The organism is Rugosimonospora africana, from assembly GCF_016862975.1.
In the GTDB taxonomy this organism is placed as follows: Bacteria; Actinomycetota; Actinomycetes; order Mycobacteriales; family Micromonosporaceae; genus Rugosimonospora; species Rugosimonospora africana.
The window spans coordinates 15092-39473 of record NZ_BONZ01000062.1; the positions used below are offsets into that span (position 1 = coordinate 15092).

Annotated in this window: 14 protein-coding genes; 7 read left to right on the plus strand and 7 right to left on the minus strand. The window is 68.5% G+C overall.

Translation table 11 applies throughout. The features are described from left to right. Positions 1-6: 6 nt before the first annotated feature. The 3 genes from Raf01_RS30715 to Raf01_RS30725 all read right to left on the minus strand — a co-directional run bounded on the left by Raf01_RS30715 (position 7) and on the right by Raf01_RS30725 (position 2756). Positions 7-894: an aminoglycoside phosphotransferase family protein gene (locus Raf01_RS30715; protein WP_203921556.1), complete on the minus strand. Its 888-nt coding sequence runs from the start codon at positions 892-894 to the stop codon at positions 7-9. A 63-nt stretch (positions 895-957) separates the two neighbouring features. Further along, positions 958-1653 carry an SRPBCC family protein gene (locus Raf01_RS30720; protein ID WP_203921557.1) on the minus strand — a complete coding sequence of 232 codons (696 nt, stop codon included), beginning with the start codon at positions 1651-1653 and terminating at the stop codon, positions 958-960. 77 nt (positions 1654-1730) lie between these two features. Next, positions 1731-2756: a glycoside hydrolase family 113 protein gene (locus Raf01_RS30725; RefSeq protein WP_203921558.1), complete on the minus strand. Its 1026-nt coding sequence runs from the start codon at positions 2754-2756 to the stop codon at positions 1731-1733. A gap of 118 nt (positions 2757-2874) precedes the next feature. Here Raf01_RS30725 and Raf01_RS30730 point away from each other — a divergent pair, with 118 nt between their 5' ends. The 7 genes from Raf01_RS30730 to Raf01_RS30770 all read left to right on the plus strand — a co-directional run bounded on the left by Raf01_RS30730 (position 2875) and on the right by Raf01_RS30770 (position 19415). Beyond that, positions 2875-3525 carry a TetR/AcrR family transcriptional regulator gene (locus Raf01_RS30730; protein ID WP_203921559.1) on the plus strand — a complete coding sequence of 217 codons (651 nt, stop codon included), beginning with the start codon at positions 2875-2877 and terminating at the stop codon, positions 3523-3525. 125 nt (positions 3526-3650) lie between these two features. Beyond that, positions 3651-5567 carry a molecular chaperone HtpG gene (gene htpG, locus Raf01_RS30735; protein WP_203921560.1) on the plus strand — a complete coding sequence of 639 codons (1917 nt, stop codon included), beginning with the start codon at positions 3651-3653 and terminating at the stop codon, positions 5565-5567. Positions 5568-6178: 611 nt separating this feature from the next. Continuing rightward, on the plus strand, positions 6179-8824 hold the full coding sequence (locus Raf01_RS49880; RefSeq protein WP_239134068.1) for a LamG-like jellyroll fold domain-containing protein: 2646 nt from the start codon (positions 6179-6181) through the stop codon (positions 8822-8824). Between the two features lie 27 nt (positions 8825-8851). Next, entirely contained in the window at positions 8852-12919 is a 4068-nt protein-coding gene (locus Raf01_RS30755; protein ID WP_203921561.1) for a PxKF domain-containing protein, read from the plus strand. A 372-nt stretch (positions 12920-13291) separates the two neighbouring features. Next, a complete protein-coding gene (araB, locus tag Raf01_RS30760; RefSeq protein WP_203921562.1) occupies positions 13292-14944 on the plus strand; it encodes a ribulokinase in 1653 nt (550 codons plus the stop codon). A gap of 510 nt (positions 14945-15454) precedes the next feature. Next, a complete protein-coding gene (locus tag Raf01_RS30765; protein WP_203921563.1) occupies positions 15455-18526 on the plus strand; it encodes an RICIN domain-containing protein in 3072 nt (1023 codons plus the stop codon). Between the two features lie 172 nt (positions 18527-18698). Next, positions 18699-19415, plus strand: a complete 717-nt coding sequence (locus Raf01_RS30770; protein WP_203921564.1) for an SDR family NAD(P)-dependent oxidoreductase — start codon at positions 18699-18701, stop codon at positions 19413-19415. A gap of 124 nt (positions 19416-19539) precedes the next feature. Here Raf01_RS30770 and Raf01_RS30775 read toward each other — a convergent pair whose 3' ends face one another. The 4 genes from Raf01_RS30775 to Raf01_RS30790 all read right to left on the minus strand — a co-directional run bounded on the left by Raf01_RS30775 (position 19540) and on the right by Raf01_RS30790 (position 24375). Then, positions 19540-20619 (minus strand): substrate-binding domain-containing protein, encoded by a 1080-nt coding sequence (locus tag Raf01_RS30775; protein ID WP_203921565.1) that lies wholly within the window; start codon positions 20617-20619, stop codon positions 19540-19542. 110 nt (positions 20620-20729) lie between these two features. Continuing rightward, positions 20730-21758 carry an ABC transporter permease gene (locus tag Raf01_RS30780; RefSeq protein WP_203921566.1) on the minus strand — a complete coding sequence of 343 codons (1029 nt, stop codon included), beginning with the start codon at positions 21756-21758 and terminating at the stop codon, positions 20730-20732. After that, on the minus strand, positions 21755-22807 hold the full coding sequence (locus Raf01_RS30785; protein WP_203921567.1) for an ABC transporter permease: 1053 nt from the start codon (positions 22805-22807) through the stop codon (positions 21755-21757). The genes Raf01_RS30780 and Raf01_RS30785 overlap by 4 nt, the downstream gene beginning before the upstream one ends. Beyond that, entirely contained in the window at positions 22804-24375 is a 1572-nt protein-coding gene (locus Raf01_RS30790) for a sugar ABC transporter ATP-binding protein (RefSeq protein WP_203921568.1), read from the minus strand. The genes Raf01_RS30785 and Raf01_RS30790 overlap by 4 nt, the downstream gene beginning before the upstream one ends. Positions 24376-24382 lie beyond the last annotated feature (7 nt).

The window sequence follows — 24382 nt, forward strand, 5'->3', positions numbered from 1 at the left end:
CGCGGCTCAGCGCATGGCGAGCAGCCAGCGCGCGCTCTCGACGTGGTACCGCGATCCCACACCGCCGCGCAACGCCCACACCACGGTCTGCGCGAACGTCCAGCCACGGGCCCGTTCCCGGTCGACGTCCAGTTCGGTGCTGAGCCGGTCGAGCCGCTGCCGCAGCTGCCGCCGGCTGTGCCCGAGCTCGTAGTCACGCACGATCGGGGCGACCGCGAACGCCCGCTCGCCGACCAGCGGCTTGGGGTCGATGACCAGCCACGGCTGGCGCGTGGCCCGCAGCACGTTGTAGGAGTGCAGGTCCTGGTGCAGCAGCACCTGTTCGGTCGAGTCGGCGGTCAGACTCTCCAGGGTGTCCCGCGCGGCGTCGATGAGCCGGCGCTCGCACGGCCGGCCGGCCCGCTCCCACTCCGGCATCAGGTCGCTGGCCCACTGCCGTGCCTCGTCGGCCAGTGAGGCGAACGGCGGAGCCGGGGGCTTCCACAGCAGCGGCAGCAGGCCGATGAACACGGACACGGCGTTGTCGGGGTCGGCCTCCGCGAGGTAGTCGCCGGGGGAGCAGTGCTCGATCAGCAGTGCCGCGCGGCGTTCGTCGTGAGCGATCAGCCGGACCACGCCGTCGCCGTCCCAGCACCGCAGCGCTGCCGCCTCGTGCGCGCTCTCCCGGTCCGGGTACTGGAGCTTGAGCACCGCCTTCGAACCGTCCGCCAGCGTCGCGGGCAGGACGAGGGCGAACCTGGAGCCGTCGTAGGGTGCCGCGACCCGCAGCGACCAGTCGGCCGTCACGTCGGCGAGCAGGTCGGGTAGCGCCCCCAACCACTGCCGGCCCGCGTCGTGCTCGCGCAGCCAGCCGAGCCGCTCGGGCACCACCAGCGACCGCGGGTCGTACTCCATGCCTCCGATCCTGCCGAAGGCGACCGGCCGGCGTACCGGATTCGGTGCCGGCCGGTGCTCGGCCTACTGATCGGCGGCCGCTTGATCGGGGGTCTCTTGAGCGGGGGTTTGTTGATCGGGGTCCGGTGCTCCTCCGGTGTAGGCGGCGAAGACCCGGTCCGCGGCACCCTGGGCCTCGGCCGGGTCGGTGCCCGCGGCGACGCTCGCCACACGCCAGCGCTCGCTGCTTTCCGCTGAGAACCGACGGCCCTCCTCGGACAGCTGCCAGGCAAGGGCTTCCTTGGGGTCGATGGAGAGCCCGGCCGTGGAGAGGTACCCGGCCAACCCCATGAGGATCATGTCCCAGCCGATGCCGACGGCACCCGGCCCGAACTCGGCCCACCGAACCTGGTCGACGTGCGCGATGTGCTCGACGTTCAGCCGGGTGCCACCCTCCGGATCGGCGGCCAGCCAAACCTCGATCCAGCTGACCTCGCCACCGAACTCCCAGGTGGCGGAGAAGGCGTTCGGCGGGTCGCACTGCTCGACCGTCCCGCCCGCGTTGCCCTCCAGCTGATACTTGCCGCCCAGCCGCAGTTCGCCGGAGACGGGCAGGAACCACCGGGGGATCCGTTCGGCGTTGGTGCAGGCATCCCACACGTCGTCGATCGGCGCGTCGAAGGTCTGGCTCACGGCGACCACCCGAGCCTCGCCGGCCTCCAGGGTCCTCGCCTTGACCTGGCGGCGTACCGCGTTGATCTGCATGCTCACATCCACCATGCGCCGAACATAGCAGCACAGACTTATATAAGCCAGTACTGGGTAATTCGAGTCCCGAGGCTGCTCCGGGCCACCGATCAGCCGGCGTAGCGCTCGGCGACCGCCGCGAAGGCGGCCTTGGGCTCCCACGGCATGTCGGGATACGTCGTGCCGTTGCGACCCTCGATGACCTTGACGATTCCGCCGCCGGCGAGGTCGAGGTCGAGGCGGGGATCGCCGTCAGGGCGGTGGGGCATGTTGTAGAGCGCGAAGAGGTACACGAAGGCGCTGTCCACGCCCTCGCTGTCGAAGATTTCGAGCAACTCGCTCAGGTACGTCGCCTGGCCGGCCTCGTCGCGCTCGTACTCCCCGGTGAGCCGCAGCGGTGCCCCGGTTGCCTGGTCGTACTCCAGGATCTCCATGCTGCGGGGTGCGACGTCGCCGGCACCCCGCCAGGTCGCGGTGCCGAAGCCGGTGATCGCGACCGGTTTGGGTTGCGCGGCAAGCGTGCGGACACCGTCCCTGAACCGGTCGGCAACCTCCGCGGACCGAATGAGTTCGAGGGTCACGAAGTCGAACAGGTCCCAATCGACGCCCTCGAACTGGATGGCGGCGTAGGTGACCGGTCCGCGGAAGCGCTCGCGGACCGCTGGCACGGCTTCGCGGAGGAAGCGGTCGAGGCGGGAACGGACCTCGGCGATCCGTTCGCTCCGGCCGCCCGGACTGGTCAGCAGGTTGTCGAGTCGCTTGCCGATGCTGTCGCCGTCGACGAACCCCCGGTTCATCAGGCTGAGCTCGACGCCGGTGACGAACACGATCTCGGCTCCCCGCGTCCGGAGTCGTTCGGCCCGCTGCGCGCAGTCGGCGAACAGCGCGAGCATCTGGTCGGTCGCCAACTCCAGCGGGTAGGGCGAGAACCAGACCTCCAGCCCGAGGTCTGCGGCGTGCTCGGCGGCGAGTTCCAGACGCCGCGGGTCGCCGCCGACGATCTGGACGGCGGTGCAGTGCAGGTCGTCGCGGATAATGGTCAGCTCCCGCCGGACCAGTTCGGGGTCGAAGTGCTCCCGCGAACTTGTGCCGTTGATCAGGAAACCGGTGTCGTAGGCCATGCCCTTGGCTCGCATACGTGTGTTCCTTCCTTGTCGGTGCGGTCTCGTCGTCGGTGAGGTCCGGTCGAACGTAGCCAGGAACTTGCGCGCACGCAAGTTTGCGTGTGCGCAGGTATCGTGCGATGCTGGGAACATGACGAAGCCTCGGCCGGACCTGCGTGAACGGAAGAAGCAGGCGACCAAGGAGGCGCTACGGTCGGCGGCTCTGCGCCTCGCGCTGGAGCGCGGGCCCGAGAACGTCCGCGTCGATGACATCGCCGAAGCGGCGGGTGTGTCGCCGCGGACGTACAACAACTACTTCTCGAGCCGGGAGCAGGCGATCGTCGCGGCCGTCGCGGCGGAGCGCGAGACGCGGGTCGCGGCGGCCGTGGCGGCCCGACCCGCCGACGTGAGCCTGGCCGAGGCCATCATCGACGCCGTCGTCGAGCAGTACACCGATCCCGGCCACCCCGCGGGTGACGTGCTGCTGATGATCACCACGAACCCCGCCCTGCGTGCCTGCTACATCGACGCGGCCGCCATGATCGAAGATCCGCTCGCCGCGGCGATCATCGAACGGGCTCCGAGCGTGGATCGGCTGACCGCTCAGGCGCTCTCCGCCAGTGTCGGTGCGGCCGCCAGGGTCGCGCTTCGACAGTGGCTGGAGTCGACGGCTCCGTCCCCGTCGACCAGCGGCTTCGTGATCGTGTCGGGGTCGCTGCCGACCCTCATGCGTACGGCGTTGACGCCGCTCGCGCCGGCGCTCGACGCGGTCGTCCCGCTGAGGGGCGGGCCGCCCCGCTGACGGGTGCGCTCGAGTGTTTCCCCGAGTGACTTACTATTGCGCGGGCCGCACGCTATTGCGTTGGCCGCACGGCAAACCCCGACAACATCGGCGATCACAAGGGCCTGCCCGCAGAAAGGAGTCCCATGAGCGATCAGGTAGAGACGCTTGAGTTCCAGGCGGAGGCGCGCCAGCTCCTCCAGTTGATGGTCCACTCCATTTACTCCAACAAGGACATCTTCCTGCGCGAACTCGTCTCGAACGCGTCCGACGCCCTGGACAAGCTGCGACTCGAATCGCTGGTGGACAAGGATCTGTCGGTCGACACGTCGGACCTGCACATCGACATCGACGTCAATCGGGAGCAGCGCACGCTGACCGTGCGCGACAACGGCATCGGCATGTCCCGCGACGAGGTGGTGCGGCTGATCGGCACCATCGCCAAGTCCGGCACGGCCGAATTGCTGCAGAAGATGAAGGAGACCAAAGACGCGGTCGCCTCGCAGGATCTGATCGGCCAATTCGGCGTCGGCTTCTACTCGAGTTTCATGGTGGCCGACAAGGTCACGCTGGTGACCCGGCGCGCCGGCGAGAGCGAGGCCACCCGGTGGGAGTCGACCGGCGAGGGGACGTATGCGATCTCCCCGGTGACGGACGCGCCGCAGGGCACCACGGTCACCCTGCATCTCAAGCCCGAGGACGCCGAGGATCACCTGTTCGACTACACCGCCGAGTGGAAGATCAAGGAGATCGTCAAGCGATACTCCGACTTCATCGCGTGGCCGATCCGGATGACCGTCGAGCGCACCGACGACGAGGGCAAGACCAACCTCGACGTCGAGACGCTCAACTCGATGAAGGCACTGTGGGCCCGCTCGCGGGACGAGGTCAAGGACGACGAGTACAAGGAGTTCTACCGGCACGTCAGCCACGACTGGAGTGACCCGCTCGAGATCATCCACATGAAGGCGGAGGGCACGTTCGAGTACGAGGCCCTGCTGTTCATCCCGTCGCACGCCCCGTTCGATCTGTTCATGCGCGAGGCCAGGCGCGGCGTCCAGCTGTACGTCAAGCGCGTGTTCATCATGGACGAGTGCGAGGCGCTGATGCCGGAGTATCTGCGCTTCGTCAAGGGTGTGGTCGACGCGCAGGACCTGTCGCTCAACGTGTCACGGGAGATCCTCCAGCAGGATCGGCAGATCCAGCTGATGCGGCGCCGGCTGGTCAAGAAGGTGCTCTCCACGGTCAAGGACATGATGACCGCCAACCCGGAGCGGTACCACACCTTCTGGAAGGAGTTCGGCCGCGCCGTCAAGGAGGGCCTGCTGAACGACTTCGACAACCAGTCGGCGATCCTCGACATCTCCTCGTTCGCTTCCACGCAGGATCCGCAGCAGCTGACCACGCTGCGCGAGTACGTCGAGCGGATGAAGGACGGGCAGCAGCACATCTACTACATGACCGGCGAGTCGCGCTCGACCATCGAGAACTCGCCGCACCTGGAGGCGTTCGGTGCCAAGGGTTTCGAAGTTCTGCTGCTGACCGACCCGATCGACGAGATGTGGGTCGACTCGGTAGGCGAGTTCGACGGCAAGCGGCTCCAGTCGATCGCCAAGGGACAGGTCGACCTGGACACCGAGGAAGAGAAGAAGAACGCCGAGCCGGAGCGGGAGCAGCAGAAGAAGGACTTCGCCGCGCTGCTGTCCTACCTGGGTACGGCGCTGTCGGACAACGTCAAGGAAGTACGGCTGTCCTCGCGGCTCACCACGTCGCCGGCCTGCATAGTGGGCGACGCGCAGGATGTCACGCCCACGCTGGAGAAGATGTACCGGGCGATGGGCCAGGAAGTTCCGCAGATCAAGCGCATCCTGGAGCTGAACCCGACTCACCCGCTGGTGACCGGCCTGCGGGAGGCGCACGAGCGGCACCCGGACGGCGACGAGTCTATGACCGAGACGGCGGAGTTGCTGTACGGCATGGCGCTGCTCGCCGAGGGCGGTGAGCTGGCCGATCCGGCGCGCTTCACCCGCCTGTTGGCCGATCGGCTGGCGCGCACCCTGTGAGCTGATCCGAACCAGATATCTCGCAACGGCGGGTCCCGGGAGCATCCCGGGGCCCGCCGTTGGTTTCGGCGCAGTGTGCTTCTCGACGCTTTGCTCTGCTTACTCATAGGCAACACAAACGGCGTTCGAGTGTTGCGTACAGGTAAGCAGAGCAAAGGCTGCCGGAGCGGATCCCCGCGGCCCACCGCGGCGGCCTCTTGTTCGACTGGTCGAACGAGTCGGAACGAAACTGGATATACCGTCAGACCAGGTGAGGGCTCGTGGCGGTGTGCCCGCGGGCCGGTCGACGACCCCAACGTTCCCGGCGTTCCGTGCCCCATCGGGCGGGAGTTTTCATCTCGGACCAATGGTCACGGCGTTGCGGCCGGCGGTCGAGGCCGGTCTCGTGCCACGTCTGCGGCGACGCCGTACCACTCCGCGTAGGGCCGTTGACATTGAAGAGGGCAACTCCTAGTGTTTCCTATCACCGGCCGAACGTCATTCGATATACCGAACAGATGCCGCACCCGGCAGTCCCCGGTCCACACCGCTGTCGCGCCGGCCCGTCCCGGCGTCCTTCGGCACCGCGTCAACGCTCCTGACGCCCGGCCGCGACCCCTGAGGAGGGAATGGTGTCTGCAGACGAGCCCGGAGGACCGCGGTTCGATCGTCGCGTCCTTCTCCGAGCCGCGGGTGGCGTCGCGGCCGGCGTGGTCGCCTCCACCTACTTCGACTGGGCGGCACAGGCCGCCCCGGCGGCGCCGGACGCGCAGAACGCGGAAGCATCGACGCCCCCGGTGCTGACCGGTCCGGTGAACGCCGGCACGTTCATCTCGACGGGCAATCCCGTCGTCACCAGCATCTACACCGCCGATCCGGACGCGTTCGTCTACAATGGACGGTTCTATCTGGACACTGACCGGGACCAGGCGGCGCTCGGCGCGGGCAACTTCGTCATGCGCGAGTGGCACCTGTACTCGACGGCCGACATGAAGCACTGGACCGACCACGGCGCGCGGCTGTCGCTGTCCGACATCCCGTGGGCCAACGCCAACGCGTGGGCGCCGCAGATGGTGCGGCGGGACGGGAAGTTCTACTGGTACCTGCCGGTACAGCAGGCGTCGACCGGGGGGATGACGATCGGCGTGCTGGTCGGCGACTCGCCGCTCGGTCCGTTCACCGATCCCCTGGGGCATCCGCTGATCGACGCGAGCGTCGCCAACCACAGCTCGTTCGACATCGACCCGACCGTACTGGTCGACGACGACGGGCAGGCGTACCTCTACTGGGGCTCGTTCTCCTCGCCGCGCGCCGCGAAGCTGAAGAGCAACATGATCGAGCTGGCCGACCTGGGCGGCCCGGCCTCCGGCGGCGGCGCCATCGGGCCCCGGGCGACCGGGCGGATCGGCAACGCGGTCAAGCTCGCGGGCACCAGCGACTACGTGAACCTGCCGGCCGGAATCGTCGGCGACCTGACCGACTTCACGATCGCGACCTGGGTGAACCCGGCCGCGTTGACCACCTGGACCCGGATCTTCGACTTCGGTACCGGTACCGGCGTCTACATGTTCCTGACGGTCAACGCCGGTGCCGGGCCACGGTTCGCCATCACCACCGGTGGCAACGGTCGCGAGCAGCAGCTGTCCGCCACCTCACCGCTGCCGGTGAACACCTGGTCGCACGTCGCCGTCACGCTGACCGGCAACACCGGCACCCTGTACGTCAACGGCAACCCGGTGGCCACCAACACGAACGTGACGCTGCGCCCGTCGAACCTGGGCACCACCAACCACAACTGGATAGGCCGCTCGCAGTTCTCCGACCCGTTCCTGAATGCCACCATCGACGACTTCCAGATCTACCGGCGGGGGCTGACCGCGGCCGAGGTGCAGGCACTGGCCGGCGGCCAGGCCGGCGCGGGCGACGTCGCGTGCTACAAGTTCGACGAGGCAAGCGGCGCCACCGCCGTCGACTCCTCGGGCAGCGGGCACGACGCCACGATCGTGTCGCCGATCGTCAACGTGCTCACCCCGCAGGGGCTGACCGGCTACTGGGAGGCGCCCTGGCTGTTCAAGCGCGGCGGCCTCTACTACCTGGCGTACGCGCGGGGAAACCCGGCCACCGGCGGCAACCCGGCGAGCATCGACTACGCGACCGCGACCGCGCCGCTGGGCCCGTGGACGTACCGCGGGCGGGTGCTGGACACGGTGACGAACACGACCACCAACCACTCGGCGATCCTGGAGTTCAACGGGCAGTGGTACATCGTCTACCACAACGGCGCGCTGCCCGGCGGCGGTGAGTTCCGCCGCTCGGTGTGCATCGACAAGCTCTACTTCAACGACGACGGCACCATCCAGAAGGTGGTGCAGACGCTCGGCCCGGCGGCTCTGGCGCCGGTCGCCTGGTACCGGCTCGACGAGACCTCGGGTACGGCGGTCGCGGACGCCACCGGCAACGGATGGGACGCCACCCTGGCCGGCGGCGCGGACCGGGCGCGCGGGGTACTCGGCAATGCGCTGCGCCTGAACGGTCAGGCGCAGTATGCCAGCATGCCGACCGGGATCCTGTGGAACATGTACGACTTCACCATCGCGTGCTGGGTGAAGCTGAACCCGGTCGCCGGATCCCCGCACATCTTCGACTTCGGCACCGGCACCACGGTGAACATGTACCTGACCCCGTCGGGCGCGACCGGTACGGTACGGTTCGCCATCACCACCGGTGGGGTGAGCCGGGAGCAGCACGTCGACGGCACCGCGCCACTGCCGGCGGGAGAGTGGGCGCACGTCGCGGTGACGAAGTCGGCGCTGACCGCCCGGCTGTACGTCAACGGCGTCCAGGTCGGCCAGAACACCAACCTCAGCCTGTACCCGGCTCCGCTGGGCAACACACCGAACAACTGGATCGGCCGCTCGCAGAACTCCGCCGACCCGGCGCTGAACGGGCTCGTCGACGACTTCCGCGTCTACCAGCGCGGCCTGGGGCCGGCGGAGCTGACCGGTCTGATCGTCGAGGGGCAGGTCGCCGGACTGCTGGACTACGTCGCCGGGCAGCCATATGGCGCCGGCGCCACCAACGCGCTCACAGTCGTGCTGACCCGGGCGCTCGCGGCACTGCGGGCGGGCCGGCCGGCCGACGCGCTCGGCGTGCTGGACAACGACTTCACCGCACAGGTCGCCGCGTTGCGCGGCAACCAGGTGACCGACCCGCAGGCCGTTGATCTGCTCGGTAGAGCGGCGGCGATCGGCACGAACATCCGCACGAGCATGTCCTAGAGCCCCGAGAGGAAGAGGCGGATCCGCATGCTACGACCACGACTGAGATCAGCGCCGGTTGTCCGGCGGCGGCTCGCGGTAAAGGCGCTCGTCGCCTGCTTCGCGCTGGTCGCCAGCATGGTGGCCACGGTCGGTACGGCCCAGGCGTCGTACCAGCCGGGTGAGCCGCCCGGCATGGACCCGGGTGTCCCGCCGTTCACCGGATCGGCCAACCCGGTACCCGCGCCACCGGGGACGTACGACCCGAGCAAGAGTGAGCTGCAGACCATCTTCGACGCCGACGTGGCCGCCGGCGGCACCTCGTACTGGTTCGACCGGATCCTGGCCCGGCCGTACCTCAACGACTCCGACGCGCTGATGACCCGGGGCCGGGCGCTCTACATGTACACCACGTCCGAGCGCCAGCTCGGCTTCCAGGCCGGCGGTACCGGCGCGAACGGTGGCGGCGGGTACGCCTACCGGCAGCCGCCGACCACCAGTTCGCCGCAGAACCTCTACACCATCGCGGTGTCGGGCGCGACGGTCACCGAGGACACCTCGAAGCAGACGCAGTACCCGAGCTACTTCTCCGGGGTCTACAACGCCGGCGCGCTGAGCATCCAGGAGAAGAAGTTCATCACCGACAACGACGTCGCGGTCACCGACCTGACCCTGACGAACACCGGCACGGACAGCACCACCACGACGCTGACTGCCGCCTCGCCGATCGCGGCCACGCCGTCGGCGGACGGCACCGAGCTGACCGGCACGGTGCCCATCCGCTACGCGCTGACCACGATCTACCCCCGGATGAGCGGGGACGGCTTCACGGTCAACGGCACGTCCCTGTCGCGTACCGTCACTCTCGCGCCGAACGCGTCGATCAGCCTCAAGGTGCAGCTCGGCGCGATCGCGAACGAGCTTCCCCAGTCGGCGACCGACTACCAGCGCTACCGCGGCTACGACCCGAACAGCGCGTGGCTGACCCAGCTGAAGGAGTACAACCAGTTCTGGGTGGCCAACGTGCCGTACGTCGACCTGCCCGACCCGAACGTACTGAAGATCTCCTATTACCGCACCTGGGAGAACCGGTACAACACGTTCGACGGCAACATCCCGGGCAACGACTACCAGTTCCCGGTGGACCTGGAGGGTGCGCTCGGCTACAACAACCAGATCTCGCTCACCGTTCCGATGCGGATGAACGACCTGGAGTACTGGCGCGACCCCGAGTACTCGTACGGGTCCTGGCTCTCTCAGGGCGAAGAGTCCGGCTGCCAGGCGTACCACGACAACCCGGGCAACACCGGTAACTGGAACAACACCTATGAGCAGTGGACCTCCGCGCAGGCGTGGCAGAGCTACCAGTTGCACGGCGGGCCGACGTCCGTCGTGAACAACCTGGCCGAGTACAGCGAGTGCGACCTGGAAGGCACGCTCGGCAAGATCGACACGAACCACAACGACCTCATCGAGTACTCGTCCGGGACGCTGCCGGGCAACGACGCCGACTCGGTGGCCTTCAAGTACTACGGCACCCGGCCGCAGGACCGCACCGAGAGCTCGTACTGGTACGCGGGCGCGCAGGCCGCGGCGCAGGAGTACGCGCTGGTCGGCAACAGCGCCAAGGCGGCGCAGCTGAGCGGGGTCGCGGACGGCATCAAGTCCGCCATCCTGAACACGCTGTGGGCCGGCGGCCCGGTCACCAACACCCCGACCGGCAGCCCGGGCGGCGGCGTCGCCACCGGCCCCCGGATCACCGGCAAGCTCGGGAACGCCGTGCAACTGTCCGGGGCCAGCGAGTACGTGCGGATGCCCAACGGCATCGTGAGCGGGCTGTCCGGCGACTGGACGGTGTCGACCTGGGTGAACCCGGCCGCGACGACCACCTGGTCGCGCATCTTCGACATCGGTACCAGCACCAACTCGTACATGTTCCTGACCGTGAACGCCGGCTCCGGGCCGCGCTTCGCCATCACCACCTCCGGTGGCGGCGGCGAGCAGCAGATCAGCAGCACCACCCAGCTGCCGCGGAACGCCTGGTCCCTGGTGACCGTGACGGTGTCCGGCACGACCGGCACCATGTACGTCAACGGCAACCCGGTGGCCACCAACAACAACATCACGGTGCACCCGTCGAACCTGGGCAACACCACCGACAACTGGATGGGTCGCTCGATCTACGGCGACCCGTACCTCAACGCGGGGTTGGACGACTTCCAGATCTACGATCACGCGCTGAGCGCGGCCGACGTGCAGGCGCTGGCCGGTGGGCAGGCCGGTGCGGGCAACGTGGCGTCGTACAAGTTCGACGAGACCGGCGGCGCCACGGCGACCGACTCGTCGGGCAACGGCAAGGACGCGACGATCGTGTCGCCCACCAAGCCGACGCTCAACTGCCCGGGCAACGTGTTCCTGCAGAAGGACCTCACCACCGGCAACCTGGTCTGCTGGAAGGACCAGCAGAACTTCACGCCGTTCATCAACAAGGTGGCGCCGAACACGGCGGAGTTCACCCAGGCGCTGCGGTACTACGCGAGTTCGTCGGACTTCCCGATCTTCCCGGTCTACACCGCGGACCAGGCCGACCAGTCCGCCGACGTGGCCTGTGACGCCTGCTCGCACGGCACCAACAACTTCTCGAACATCAACGCGACCCTGCAGGCGATGCTGTACTCGACGGCGCTGCGCAACTACCCGTCGCAGTACATCACCCCGGACATGTACCGGCAGCTGATCCAGTGGCTGGCCTGGAACGAGGACATCAACGGGAACAACCAGTTCCCGGACAACAACGAGTACTTCTTCAACTGGGACCCGACCACCCAGACGCTGGGTCGCTCCGGCATCCACCACGACGTGCTGGGCTCGTTCAACTGGATGTTCTTCCAGGACATCGCGGGCCTGCAGGCGCGGGTGGACAACCAGGTCGAGCTGTACCCGATCGACATGGGGTACGACCACTTCACCGCGAACAACCTCAACTACCACGGCAGCAACCTGACCATCGTCTGGCAGAAGCCGGGCGGCACGGTCTACTACCCGGACGCTCCGATGGGGTACTCGCTCTACATCGACGGCAAGCGCGCGTTCACGGTCAACGACCTGGCGCACGTGACCTGGAACTCGGCGACCGGCGCGGTCACCGTGGCCGACAGCGCCACCCAGGTGGCCGCGCACGCCGCGGTACCGCTGAAGGCGGCCGACCAGGTGGGCCTGTCGGACAACGCGCGGATGGTGGACAGCTTCCAGAGGGCGGGCGTGGACATCTCCTCGACCACCGGCGGAGCGATCGACCTGGCCGCGGGCAAGACCGCCACGGCCTCGTTCACCACCACCAGCCCGGCCTCGCAGCGGACCAGCCCGGCCAACGCGGTGGACGGGTTCACCATCAGCGGCCTGCCGGTGACCTCCGGCCAGTACGTCGGCACGAACCCGATCTGGGGCGACGTGGGCTCACCCAACGCCCAGGACTGGCTGCAGGTCGACCTCGGCAAGCCGACCGAGTTCGACAACGTCAAGCTGTACTTCTACAGCAACAAGCAGTTCGGTTCGGGTGGCAACACCTACCGGGAGCCGAGCGCCTACACCGTCCAGTACTACAACGGTTCCGACTGGGTCGACGTACCCGGCCAGGTCCACTCGCCCGGTACGCCCGCGGCCAACTACAACGAGGTGGACTTCTCCCCGGTCACCGCGCAACAGGTACGGGTGCTGATGACCCGGGCGACGGGCTACGCGGTCGGGGTCAAGGAGTTCCAGGTACAGAACATCCTCGACTGGAAGGGTTTCAGCGGCCGCGTGGCCAACGAGCCCGCGGTGAACTCGGCGAAGGCCGGATCGACGGTACCGCTGAACTTCAGCGTCGGCGGCGACCACGGCACCTCGGTGCTGGCCGCCGGGTACCCGAAGCTGCAGCCGCTGTACTGCGGGACGGATACGCCCAGCGGTCCGGCGGTGTCCGAGTCGCGCTCGGCGGGCCTGCACTATGACCCGGCGACCAAGCAGTACGTCTACACCTGGCAGACCGACAAGAGTTGGAAGGGCACCTGCGGCCGGCTCGACCTCAGGTTGAGCGACGGCACCACGCACAGCGCTCTGTTCTCGTTCTCGTAGTTCCCCCGGTACGAGGACACGGCCGGCACCGGACGGAAGCTCAGTCCGGTGCCGGCCGCCGTGTCGGCGCTGTCCGCTGTTTCGTCGCCGCTGATCCGAGATACCGAACAACATCCGGCACCGGGGCGGCATCCTGACGGTACGCCGTACCCGGGCCGGGTCGGGGCCACCGGGTCGGCGGCCCGGACGGTGCGGTACCTCGGAGCCAAAACCCTTGTCCGGCAAAGGGGCTCGAAGATCAGGCAGGCATTGACAGCCGGCCGTCGATGGGCCAGCCTATCCACACCACGTCGGGCACGTGTCCGGCATGTCGAACACGTGGCGGCCGAACGGGTCACCTCAGCGTCGGCATGATGACCTACGGGAGTTCTTATGGCCAGCTACGTCGTCGGGATCGACTTCGGCACACTGTCCGGCAGGGCCCTCGTGGTGCGGGTCGAAGACGGGCTGGAACTGGCCAGTGCCGTGCACCCGTTTCCGCACGGCGTACTGGATCGCGAGTTGGCCGGCGTCGAGCTGCCGCCCGGCTGGGCGCTCCAGGATCCCGAGGACTACCGCGACGTGTTGCGTGTCGCGGTACCCGAGGCCGTGCGCGCGGCCGGCATCGCGCCCAGTGATGTCATCGGCATCGGCATCGACTTCACCGCGTGCACGGCGCTGCCCGTACTGCGCGACGGCACCCCGCTCGCGGAGCTGCCCGAGTTCCGGGATCGGCCGCACGCGTACGTGAAGCTGTGGAAGCACCACGCGGCACAGCCGTACGCCGACCAGATCAACGAGCTGGCCGAGCGGCGGAAGGAGAGCTGGCTCGGCCGGTACGGCGGGCGCATCTCGGCGGAGTGGCAGTTCGCCAAGGCGCTGCAACTGCTCGCCGAGGATCCGGAGATCTACGCGCGTGCCGACCGGTGGATCGAAGCGGCCGACTGGATCACCTGGCAGCTGTGCGGGGTCGAGACGCGCAACGTGTGCACCGCCGGCTACAAGGGCATCTACCAGGACGGCCGGTACCCGTCGCCGACGTTCCTGTCCGCGCTGGACCCCGACTTCGCCGGCTTCGTCACCGACAAGCTCGCCCATCCGCTCTCGGCGCTGGGCACCCGGGCTGGTGGGTTGACCGCGCAGGCCGCCGCGTGGACCGGGCTGCCCGAGGGCATCGCGGTCGCGGTCGGCAACGTCGACGCGCACGTGACCGCTCCGGCGGTCAAGGCGGTGCATCCCGGCCAGATGCTCGCGGTCATGGGCACCTCGATCTGCCACGTCATCAACGGCGAACGGCTCGCCGAGGTACCCGGCATGTGCGGCGTGGTGAGCGGCGGGATCTCGCCGGGGCTGTGGGGATACGAGGCGGGGCAGAGCGGGGTGGGCGACATCTTCGCCTGGTACGTCGACAACTGCGTACCGCCGGCATACCACGCGCGGGCCGAGCGCGAGGGCGTCGACCTGCACACCCTGCTGTCCGCGCTCGGTTCGGCCCCACCGGTCGGAGCGCACGGGATGGTCGCGCTGGACTGGCACAGCGGAAACCGTTCGGTGCTCGCCGACCACGACCTGACCGGCGTCATCGTCGGGCAGAGCCTGGCCACCCGGCCGGAAGACGGCTACTGGGTGCTGATGGAGGCGACTGCGCTCGGCACCCGCACCATCATCGAGGCGTTCGAGTCGGCCGGGCTCCCGGTGACCGAGCTGGTCGCCGCGGGCGGCCTGATCCGCAACCCGTACCTGATGCAGCTGTACGCGGACGCGACCCGGCGGCCGGTCGCCACCACGGCGTCGGAGCAGGGGCCGGCTCTGGGGGCGGCGATCCACGCGGCGGTTGCGGCGGGCGCCCACCCGGACATCTACCGGGCCTCGGAAGCCATGGGTGCGCAGCGGGCGGCCATCTACCATCCGGACGCGACCCGTGCGGACGGGTACGACACGCTCTACGCCGAGTACCGCCGGCTGCACGACTACTTCGGCAGGGGCGGCAACGACGTTCTGCACCGGCTGCGGGCGCGGGCGCGCCGCCAGGCGGTCATCGCGTAGTCCGCGGGGCCTCGCGCCGCACCGGTTCGGGTGCCTCTTGCGCCGCACCGGCCGGGGTGCCTTCCGCATCCGGCCGGGTGTCTCACCGCACCGGTCCGGTGTCCCGTATTGCTTGTTCCGTTCCGTCTTCCAGGGCTTGTTTGTGAGCGCTCACATGCCGTCCGGCCTCCCGCACGCCGACGCGCATGTTCGAGATACCGAATAATCGCCGAAACGCCCGGAGCCTCGGGTGGCGCCCCGTCGAGCGCCACAGCCGTGACCGAAGCGGTCGTACGGTGGCAGATCCCTGGAATGTGCCCGATCCGGCTCGACATCATTTCGTTGACAGTCGATGTCTCGGGTTCTACGGTTTGCCAAAGTTCTGAATGTAGTTCGATATATCGAACTGATCCACAGCTCTACACCCGCGGCGGCGCGGCGCCGACGCCGTGTGTTTGTGCACGGTTCGCCGGCGCCTGTCCGGTCGGTGCTCCGGCCGGCCGTCGCCCCACACCCCAGCAGGAGGAGCACGTGATCCGAAGGCTCAAAGCAAGACCGTGGTCCCGGGTAGCCGCCGGTGCCGCGATGATTCTCGCCGCGGCGGGACTGTCCACAGTGGTCTCGGCGCATCCCGCACTGGCGGCGGTGACGTTCACCACGACGGCGGTCAACCAGGCCAGTGGCAACTGCCTGGACGATCCGTATTCGTCGACGTCGTCGGGTACCCAGCTGATCCAGTACTCGTGCAACAGCGGGTCGAACCAGAACTGGACGTTCACGCCGGTGTCGGGCACGTCGGCGAGTTACACCGTGACCTCGTTCGCCGGGCTGTGTGTCGGTGTCGCCGGATCGTCCACCGCCGACAACGCGGCGGTGCAGCAGCTGACCTGCAGCGGTGCGACGAACCAGCAGGTTACCCTCCAGCCGGTGACGGTGTCGGGCGCGACGAACACCTTCAATCTGGTACTGGCGAATTCCGGCAAGTGCATCGTGCCGACGGGTGACACGACGGCGAGCAACACCGTTCTGGTGCAGTTGCCGTGCAGCACTGCGACCACCCGGGTCTGGCGCCTGCCGGCCTACTCCGCGGGCAGCGGCAGCGGAAACACGGTCACCGTCATCAACCCCGGATCGCGCTCGACGGTCGCCGGTACCGGCGTGTCGTTGCAGATCAGCGCGTCCGACTCCGCGTCGGGCCAGACGCTGCGGTTCACCGCCACGGGTCTGCCTTCCGGGCTGTCCATCAGCACCGGCGGCCTGATCAGCGGCACCCCGACCACCTCCGGCACGTCGACCGTGGTGGTCACCGCGACCGACACGACCGGCGCCTCCGGCTCGACGTCGTTCAGCTGGACGGTCACCTCGTCCTCGGGCGGCACGACCTACCTCGGCATCCCAGCCGTGGCGCCCAACGCCTGCAACAACTCCAGCCTTGCCAACGCGTACGGGACCAACTTCCCGGCGCCGGGCGACCCACTGGGACAGGGCTTCTCGAACCAGACGGCGCTGGGCTGGGACGGCAACTACTGGCCGGTGTACCAGTACCTGTCCGGGTCGTTCTTCGCGCGCGGCGTACCGATGACGTACAACTACAACGGCACCAACATCTGCGGCGCGATGTACTCGTTCAGCATCTACCACTACAACGGCAACCGGGCCGCCCAGTCGGTGCAGTGGACGCAGGAGGCCGGGTACCTGCCGGCGATGACCACCTCATTCACCTCGGGGTCGGTCGCGGTGTCCATCAAGGAGTTCGCCGACAAGGTGACCATCGGCGGGCGCGCCTTCGACCTGGTCTACGCGCGGGTCTCGGTGACCAACAACGGGTCGGCCGCGGTCACCATCGACCCGGGCGGCAGCGGACCGAACCTGCTCCGGTTGACCAGTACCTCGCTCAACACCGTGGCGGCTCACGCGACCAGCAACCATGACTACGTGGTCGCCATCGACAACTTCGGCAACGGGGCCGCTCTGCCCACCGGTACCACGCTGTCCAGCGGCGCACCGAGCTTCGACACGGCGGACAGCCAGATGGCCGCGTACTGGAACGGGCGCATCGGCGAGACGGCCGGCTTCACCCTGCCCAACCTGACCCTGCCCAACACCGGCAACCTGGCCAACCCCGGTACCGCGCTGGTCAACGCGTACAAGGCGGGCACCGTGTACGGCCTGATGATGCAGATCGGCCAGGCGCAGTTCTCCGGCGCGAACAACTACTTCTGGCTGCTCAACCACGACGTGCCGGGTGAGCTGAACGCCCGCCTGGAGACCGGCGACTTCCACGACGCGCAGAACCTCTTGCTCACGGCGCGAATCTCGCAGGCGACCAACTTCAACGAGCACGGTGCCAACTGGTACTACGACGGAGACTGGAAGACGCCGGCCACCTGGGCGTACTACCTGGCCAAGACGAGCGACACCGGGTTCGTCAGCCAGTACTTCCACGACGACGCCAGCGGTTCGAGCCAGTGGGGCCCGAGCCTCTACACCATCATGCACAGCATCTACTCCGGGCAGCTGTCCTCGGACGGCGCGCTGAAGGCCAGCTTCGACAACGACTCGTCCGGCCGCTGGCTGTTCGACGACTACTCGGCGCTGCAGGCGCTGGCCGCCTACAAGTACATCGCCACCCGGATCGGCAACACCACCGAGGCGCAGTACGCGGACACCGCCTACACCAACCTGCTCAGCCACACCAACACCCTGGTCGCCAACAACGAGTCGGCGCACGGCTTCAACTACCTGCCGTGTGTGGTGGACCAGGCGAACACGTCCAACCGGTGCAACACCTACAACGACGCCAACTGGGCCTCCCCGGTCTGGGTGGGCCAGAACCAGTGGTCGACGATGCTGATGGGCGGGACGCTCAACGGGGTCATCGGCGACCCGGCGCAGAGCGACGCGATGTACGCCATGGGCTTCGCGCGGCTGGCCTCGCACGGCCTGCCGTACCCGACGTTCGGCGCGTTCAACGGGTACTCGACGGCGTACAACACCGCGTACGCGTCCAACGGGCTGTTCGGCAGCAACTACCGCGACCTGCCGATCACCAGCTACGCCTGGCAGATCGCGACCACGACCGGTGGCCCGAACGCGTGGTGGGAGGCCAACGGCTCGGGACCGAGCACCTCGAACCCGTGGATCGGCAACCACGCCGGACCGCAGTTCGGTGCCATCCCGTACGCCTGGCCGATCTCGGCGCAGCAGGAAGGGCTGCTCCAGTCGATCGTCGCCGAGGGCCTGTCGTCGACCGGCAGCGGCCCGTACACCTACACCCGGCCGCTCTACATCGGCCGGGGCATCCCGAACACCTGGATCGCCTCCGGGCAGACCATCGCCGTGTCGAACCTGACCACGTCGTACTCGGTCAGCAGCGGCTCCCGGTCCACGTACGGGGTGTCCATCTCGGTGACCAAGCCAAGCACGCGGGTCGTCACGGTGAACCTGTCCGGCAGCCTGCCGGGCGGAGCCATCTCCATCCAGTTGCCGATCTTCCTGTCGGTCGGCGTCAACTCGGTCAGCGGCGGCAGCTACAACGCGTCGACGCACACGGTGACCGCGAACTCCGGCGCGACCAGCATCGCCATCACCCTGGCGAGCTGACCGCGGGCCAAACGGCACGATCCGGGGCCATCCCGCGCCGCACACCGGCGCCGGATGGCCCCGGCGCCGTCCTTGGCGGTCGGGACTTCGGCGGTCGGCTGTCCTTGGCGGTCGGGTCCCCGGCGGCCGGCAGTGCTTGACTTCAAGCCGGCTTCAGCTGTTCGAATCCGGCATGGACTTTCACGGACTGCGGATCGCCGTCACCGGCGCGGGGCGCGACACCGGGCGGTTACTGGCGCTGGCTTTCGCCGAACGCGGCGCGCGCGTGTTCGTCACGGCTCGCGACGCCGGTGCCGCCGCCGGCACCGCCGAGCTGATCCGGCAACGCGGGCGGGGGATGGCCGAGGCGTTCGGGTGCGACCTGGCCGACCCGGACTCGGTACGCGGGTTCGCGGCGGCCCTGGCCGAGCGGACCGGGCACCTCGACGTCCTGGTGAACAACGGCGCCGGGTACCTCACCGGTGAGGGGTTGCCGGACGCCGACGACGCCGACATCGTCGCGACGATCGCCGGCGCGGCGACCGGCACGGTACTGCTCACCAAGCACCTGCTGCCGCTGCTGCGCTCCTCGGCACGGCCGGACATCGTGAACCTGGTGTCGGCCTGTGGCGAGGTCGGCCACCGCCGCTCCGGCGCACACCCGGCGTTCTACGCCGCCAAGCACGCCCAGGCCGGCTTCGCCGAGATCCTGTCCTACCGGCTGCGTACCGAGGGCATCCGGGTCCTCTCCCTGTTCCCGCCCGACTTCGTCCAGGACGGGCCGCGCGAGTCGGACGCCGACCTCACCGCCGCGTCGGTCGTCGACTGTGTGTTGTTCGCGGTCGGCCAGCCGCGGGACTGCTTCATCCGCGAGTTCCGCTTTGAACAGGTGCGGCCGGACGGAAGCTGACCCGGAAGCGGCACGGCCGGACGGAAGCTGACCCGGAAACGACGCGGCCCACGGAACCTGACCCGGAAACGGCGCGGGCGGTGCGATCCACCGGATCGCACCGCCCGCGGAGGGGGGAGCGGGATCAGAAGTCGTACTGCTTGTAGTTGTCCTTGGTGAACTCGAGCGGCTTCGAGAAGATGATGGTGCCCGGAGCCGGGTCGTCACTGACCGTGAACGAGCCCAGGTCACCAGCGGTGAACGTGCCGCCGGCCGCCGGCATCGTGCCATCGGCAACCTTCCGCGCCACGTACGCGATCAGCTGGCCCTGCTTGACCTCGTCCCAGAGGAACAGGCCGGTCAGCGAGCCGTCCTCGAAGTACTGCTTGTTCGGGTTCGGGTCGCCGATGCCGAACACGCCGATCTTCCCGGCCTTGCCGATCGCCTTCACCGCGGCGAGCGCGCCCGGCACCGCCGCGCCGTCGATCGGGATCAGGGCCTTGAGGTCGGGGTTGGAGTTGATGAGGTTGGTGGCCTGCGTCTGCGAGGTCGCCTGGTTGGACTGCCCGTACCCGATCGGCCCCACCTTGAGCTTCGGGTAGCTGGACTTGATGTAGCTCTGCATCGCGTCGATCCAGGCGTTCTGGATCGTCGCGTCCTTTGTGGACGAGAGGATGCCGATGGTGCCCGAGTCCCCGAACTTCTGCACGACCGCGTCGATGAGCGCCTTGCCCATCTCGGGGTATCCGGTGTCCTGGATGAAGTAGTCACGTGCCGTCGCCGTCACGTCCGAGTCGAACCCGATCACCTTGATGCCCGCGGCCTTCGCCGCCATCAGGGCCGGCACCTCGGAGGTGGGGTCGTTCGCCGAGTACGCGATGACGTTCGGCGGATTGTTGCTCTTCACCAGGCCGTTGATGATGTTCGCCTGGTCCGGGCCGCTGGCCTGCACCGAGGCGGTGTAGTTGACGGTGACCTTCAGCGAGGGCGCGACCTGCTTGGCGCCCTTGACGTTCGCCTCGAACACCGACAACCCGAGCAGCTTGGGGACGATCGCGACGGTGATCGGGTCGCCGGACTTGACCTTCGCGACGCTGCCGCCGGACGTGCCGCCCGCGTTCGAGCCGCTGGAGCACGCGCTGACGCTGACGACCGCCGCCGCCGCGAGAACCGCCGCGCCGAACCGTGCGCGGGTGGTGAAGCCGCTTGCCTGTCGCATGGACATTGTCCACTCTCCTTTGGGACAACCATGATGACCGATAGGGGGTACCCCGCGGCGGTCTCAGAAAGACCGTCGCGCGTGTGTGGTGAGGATTCCGGCGATTCGCCGGCGGACTAACGCTGTCGCGCCGGCCTCCGGAACCCGCGTTGGGAGAGGAGCCGTCGTAGTGCGCCACCCAGCGACTCGCCCGACTGACGCTCCAGCGAGAGCTTCACGACGAGCGCGACGATGAGCAGGATTCCGGTGATCATCGTGACCGTCAGCGAACTGCGGCCCGACATCAGCAGGCCCTGGGACAGGAATCCCAGGAAGAACACGGCGACGACGACTTCGGCGATCCGTCCCTTGCCGCCGAAGATGTCGACACCGCCGAGCACGACACAGGTGATCGCGGGGAGGAGCAACGTGGTCCCGATGTCATCCCGCGCCGAGTTGTAGTACGCCGCCAGTACCAGACCGGCGATGCCGGAGAACAGCCCGCTGAGCGTGAACGCGATGACGAGCGTGCGACGGGTACGGATGCCGGAGTAGTCGGCAGCCGACCGGCTGTACCCGATCAGCGTCAGCGCCCGGCCGAAACCGGTACGGCTGACCAGGATGACCGTGATCGCGGCAAGCACCAGGAACAGCAGCAGGGCGGAGGGGATCGGCCCGACCAGTCCGGTGCCGATGCGCTGGAACATGTCGCTGAACCCGTACGGCGGCGACTCGCCCCCGATCGACGTGGCCAGGCTCGTCGCGATGAACTGCGTGGCCAGGGTCACCAGCAGCGAGTCGATGCCCAGCAGGGCGACCACGAGCCCGTTGAACAGGCCGAACCCGACACCGGCCGCGACCGCGATCCCGATCGCGCCCCACATGCCCACACCGTGGCGCAGCTCGGTACCCACGACGATCGCGGACAGGCTCGCGGTGGCACCGGCCGACAGGTCGATGTTTCCGGTGAGGATCACCATGCCGGCGCCCAGGGCCAGGATCCCGATCGGTACGAACTGCTCGGTGAGCACCAGCATGCCGGTACCGTGGCCGGCGAACTGCCGGGTGGTCAGGCTGAAATACACCAGCTCGGCGACCAGCGCCACGATCAGGGTCAGCCCCCAGGCCGGCAGCGTGTACCGCCGGGGCAGCGCGATGTTCGTCATGACGACCTCCGCAGCCGTACCCGTCCCAACCGGAATGTGTTGTTGCGCCGCCGGGCCTTGCCGTCGGCGAGGACGGCGATGAGGATCGCCGCGCCGACACCGGCCGGTTGCCAGATCGCGGGGATGCCCGCGAACACCATGGCGGTCAGCGTGAGGGACAGGAACACGCTGCCCGCGATGGCGCCGAAGGCGCCGCCCCGGCCGCCGGTGAGAGCGGTGCCGCCGATGAGCGCGGCGGCGATGGCGTTGAGGTTGGCGTCGGTGTCGGTACCCGTGGTGGCGACCGCCGACCCGGTGCGCATCAGGTAGATGACGCCGGCCAGCCCGGCGAACAGCCCGCAGATGAGGTAGCAGACGAAGATGACCCGCTGGGTGCGGATACCGGCCCGGTACGCGGCCTCCAGGTCGTTGCCGGTGGCGTACACCGAGCGGCCGAATGTCGTGTGCCGCAGCAGCACGGCGGTCACCAGGACGGCCGCGCACCCGATCAGCAGGATCGTCGGGATGCCCCAGGCGAGCGTCTCGCTGCCCAGGTCGGTGTACTGCGTGGGCACGTGGTCGACCTGACGCCCGCCGGTCACCACGAACTGCAGGCCGCCGTACACGGACAGGGTGCCGAGCGTGGCGATGATGGGTGGCAACCGCAGCACCGCGACCAGTAGCGCGTTGCCCAGCCCGAGCGCCAGGCCCACCAGGGCGCCGAGGAACACCGCCGGCAGCAGGGTCATCCCGTGGTCCTGGGCACGGAAGCCGACGATGCAGGCGGACAACCCCATGATGGGCGCGATGGACAGGTCCACGCCTCGGCTGAGCAGCACGAAGGTCTCGCCGAGTGCGAGGAACGTGATGACCATCGAGTCGGCCAGGATGAACGCGATGTTCCGCGAGGACCAGAAGTACGGATGGTGGGCGATGCTGGCCAGCACGATCGCCACCATGACGATGAGCAGCAGCAGCTCGCGGCGCAGGATCGCGGCCGACCACGAGCGCCGGTACGTCGTGGCTTCGGTCGCCGGCCGGACTGTTTCGGCGTTGGTCTGCGTGGTCATGATGCCCCCACCGCCAGCTGGCCCAGTGTTTCCAGGGTGATGTCGTCGCCCGCCACTTCGCCGACCACCCGACCCTCGTACACCGCGTACACCCGATCGCAGAGCCGCACCAACTCCTCCAACTCCGAGGAGATGACGAGGGTGGCCAGGCCGTTGCGGGTCAGGGACTCGATGATTTCGTAGATGCCCTCCTTGGCACCCACGTCGACGCCCCGGGTGGGTTCGTCGAAGATGGCGACCTTCGGGGCCGCGGCGACCCAGCGCGCGAGCAGTGCCCGCTGCTGGTTCCCGCCGGAGAGCGCCTTGATGGCCAGCTCCATCGACGCGGCCCGCACGTCCATCCGTTCGGCGGCCCGCTGCGCCGCGACCTGCTCCTGTCTTGGCCGCAGGAACGTCGACAGCCATCTGGGCAGCCGTCCGATCGTCGCCGCGGTCACGTTCCGGGACAGGTCCACCTCGGCGAAGACCCCGTTGCGGCCACGGTCCTCGGCGAGATACACCAACCCGGCGTCGATGCAGGTACGCGGCGACCTGGCGGTGATGTCGCGGGAGCCGAGCAGCACCCGGCCCGCGCTCGGGCCGCGCAGGCCGAACACCGTCTCGGCGAACTCGGTACGGCCGCTGCCGACGAGCCCGGCCAGGCCCACGATCTCGCCGGCCCGTACCCGCAACGAGACCCCGTTGACTTCGGGTGGGCAGGACAGCGCCTGGACGTCCAGCGCGACGTCTCCCGGCGTGGTGGTGTGTGCCGCCCGCTGGGTGACCGCGAGCGACCGGCCGACCATCGCGCCGACCAGTTCCTGGCGGGTCAGCTCACCGCGCCTCGCCTCGGCCACCACGCGCCCGTCGCGCAACACGGTGATGGCGTCGCTGACCTCCTCGACCTCGTCGAGCCGGTGGCTGATGAAGCCGAGCGCCAGATCGTGCCCGCGCAGGTCGTTCATCAGCTCGAAGAGGCGCTGCGAATCGTGAGCGGTGAGCGGCGAGGTGGGCTCGTCGAAGAAGATGACCCGGCAGTCGTGGGCCAGCGCGCGGGCGCACTCGACGAGCTGCTGTTGCGCGATCGACAGCCGCCCCGCCGCCAGGCGCGGATTCACTCTCAGCCCGACCTTGGCGAACACGGCGTCCGCGCGGGCGTACACGGCGCGCCAGTCGACGTTGACGCGCAGCCGCCCCTTCGGCAGCGTCCCGACGTACAGGTTCTCCGCCACCGACAGGTCGGGCATCAGCCGTGGCTCCTGCGGTACCAAGTAGACGCCGCGCGACTGCGCCTCCCGGGGCGTGAGGCCGTGCTGCGGTACCCCGCCGAGGGACAGGCTCCCGCCGTCCGGTGTGTAGACCCCGGCCATCACCTTCAGCAGCGTGGACTTTCCGGCGCCGTTTTCCCCGACGAGCGTGTGTATCTCGCCGGGGCGGAACGTGACGCTCACCGCCTTGAGTACCTCGACACCGGAGAACCGCTTGGAGATGTCCACCGCGTCGTAGCGCAGTCCCGAGCCAGCCGGCTCGGCTGTGTCATCCGTCGAGTCCGTCCGCACCGCCCACACCTCCCCGGCTAATAGATCCATGATGATG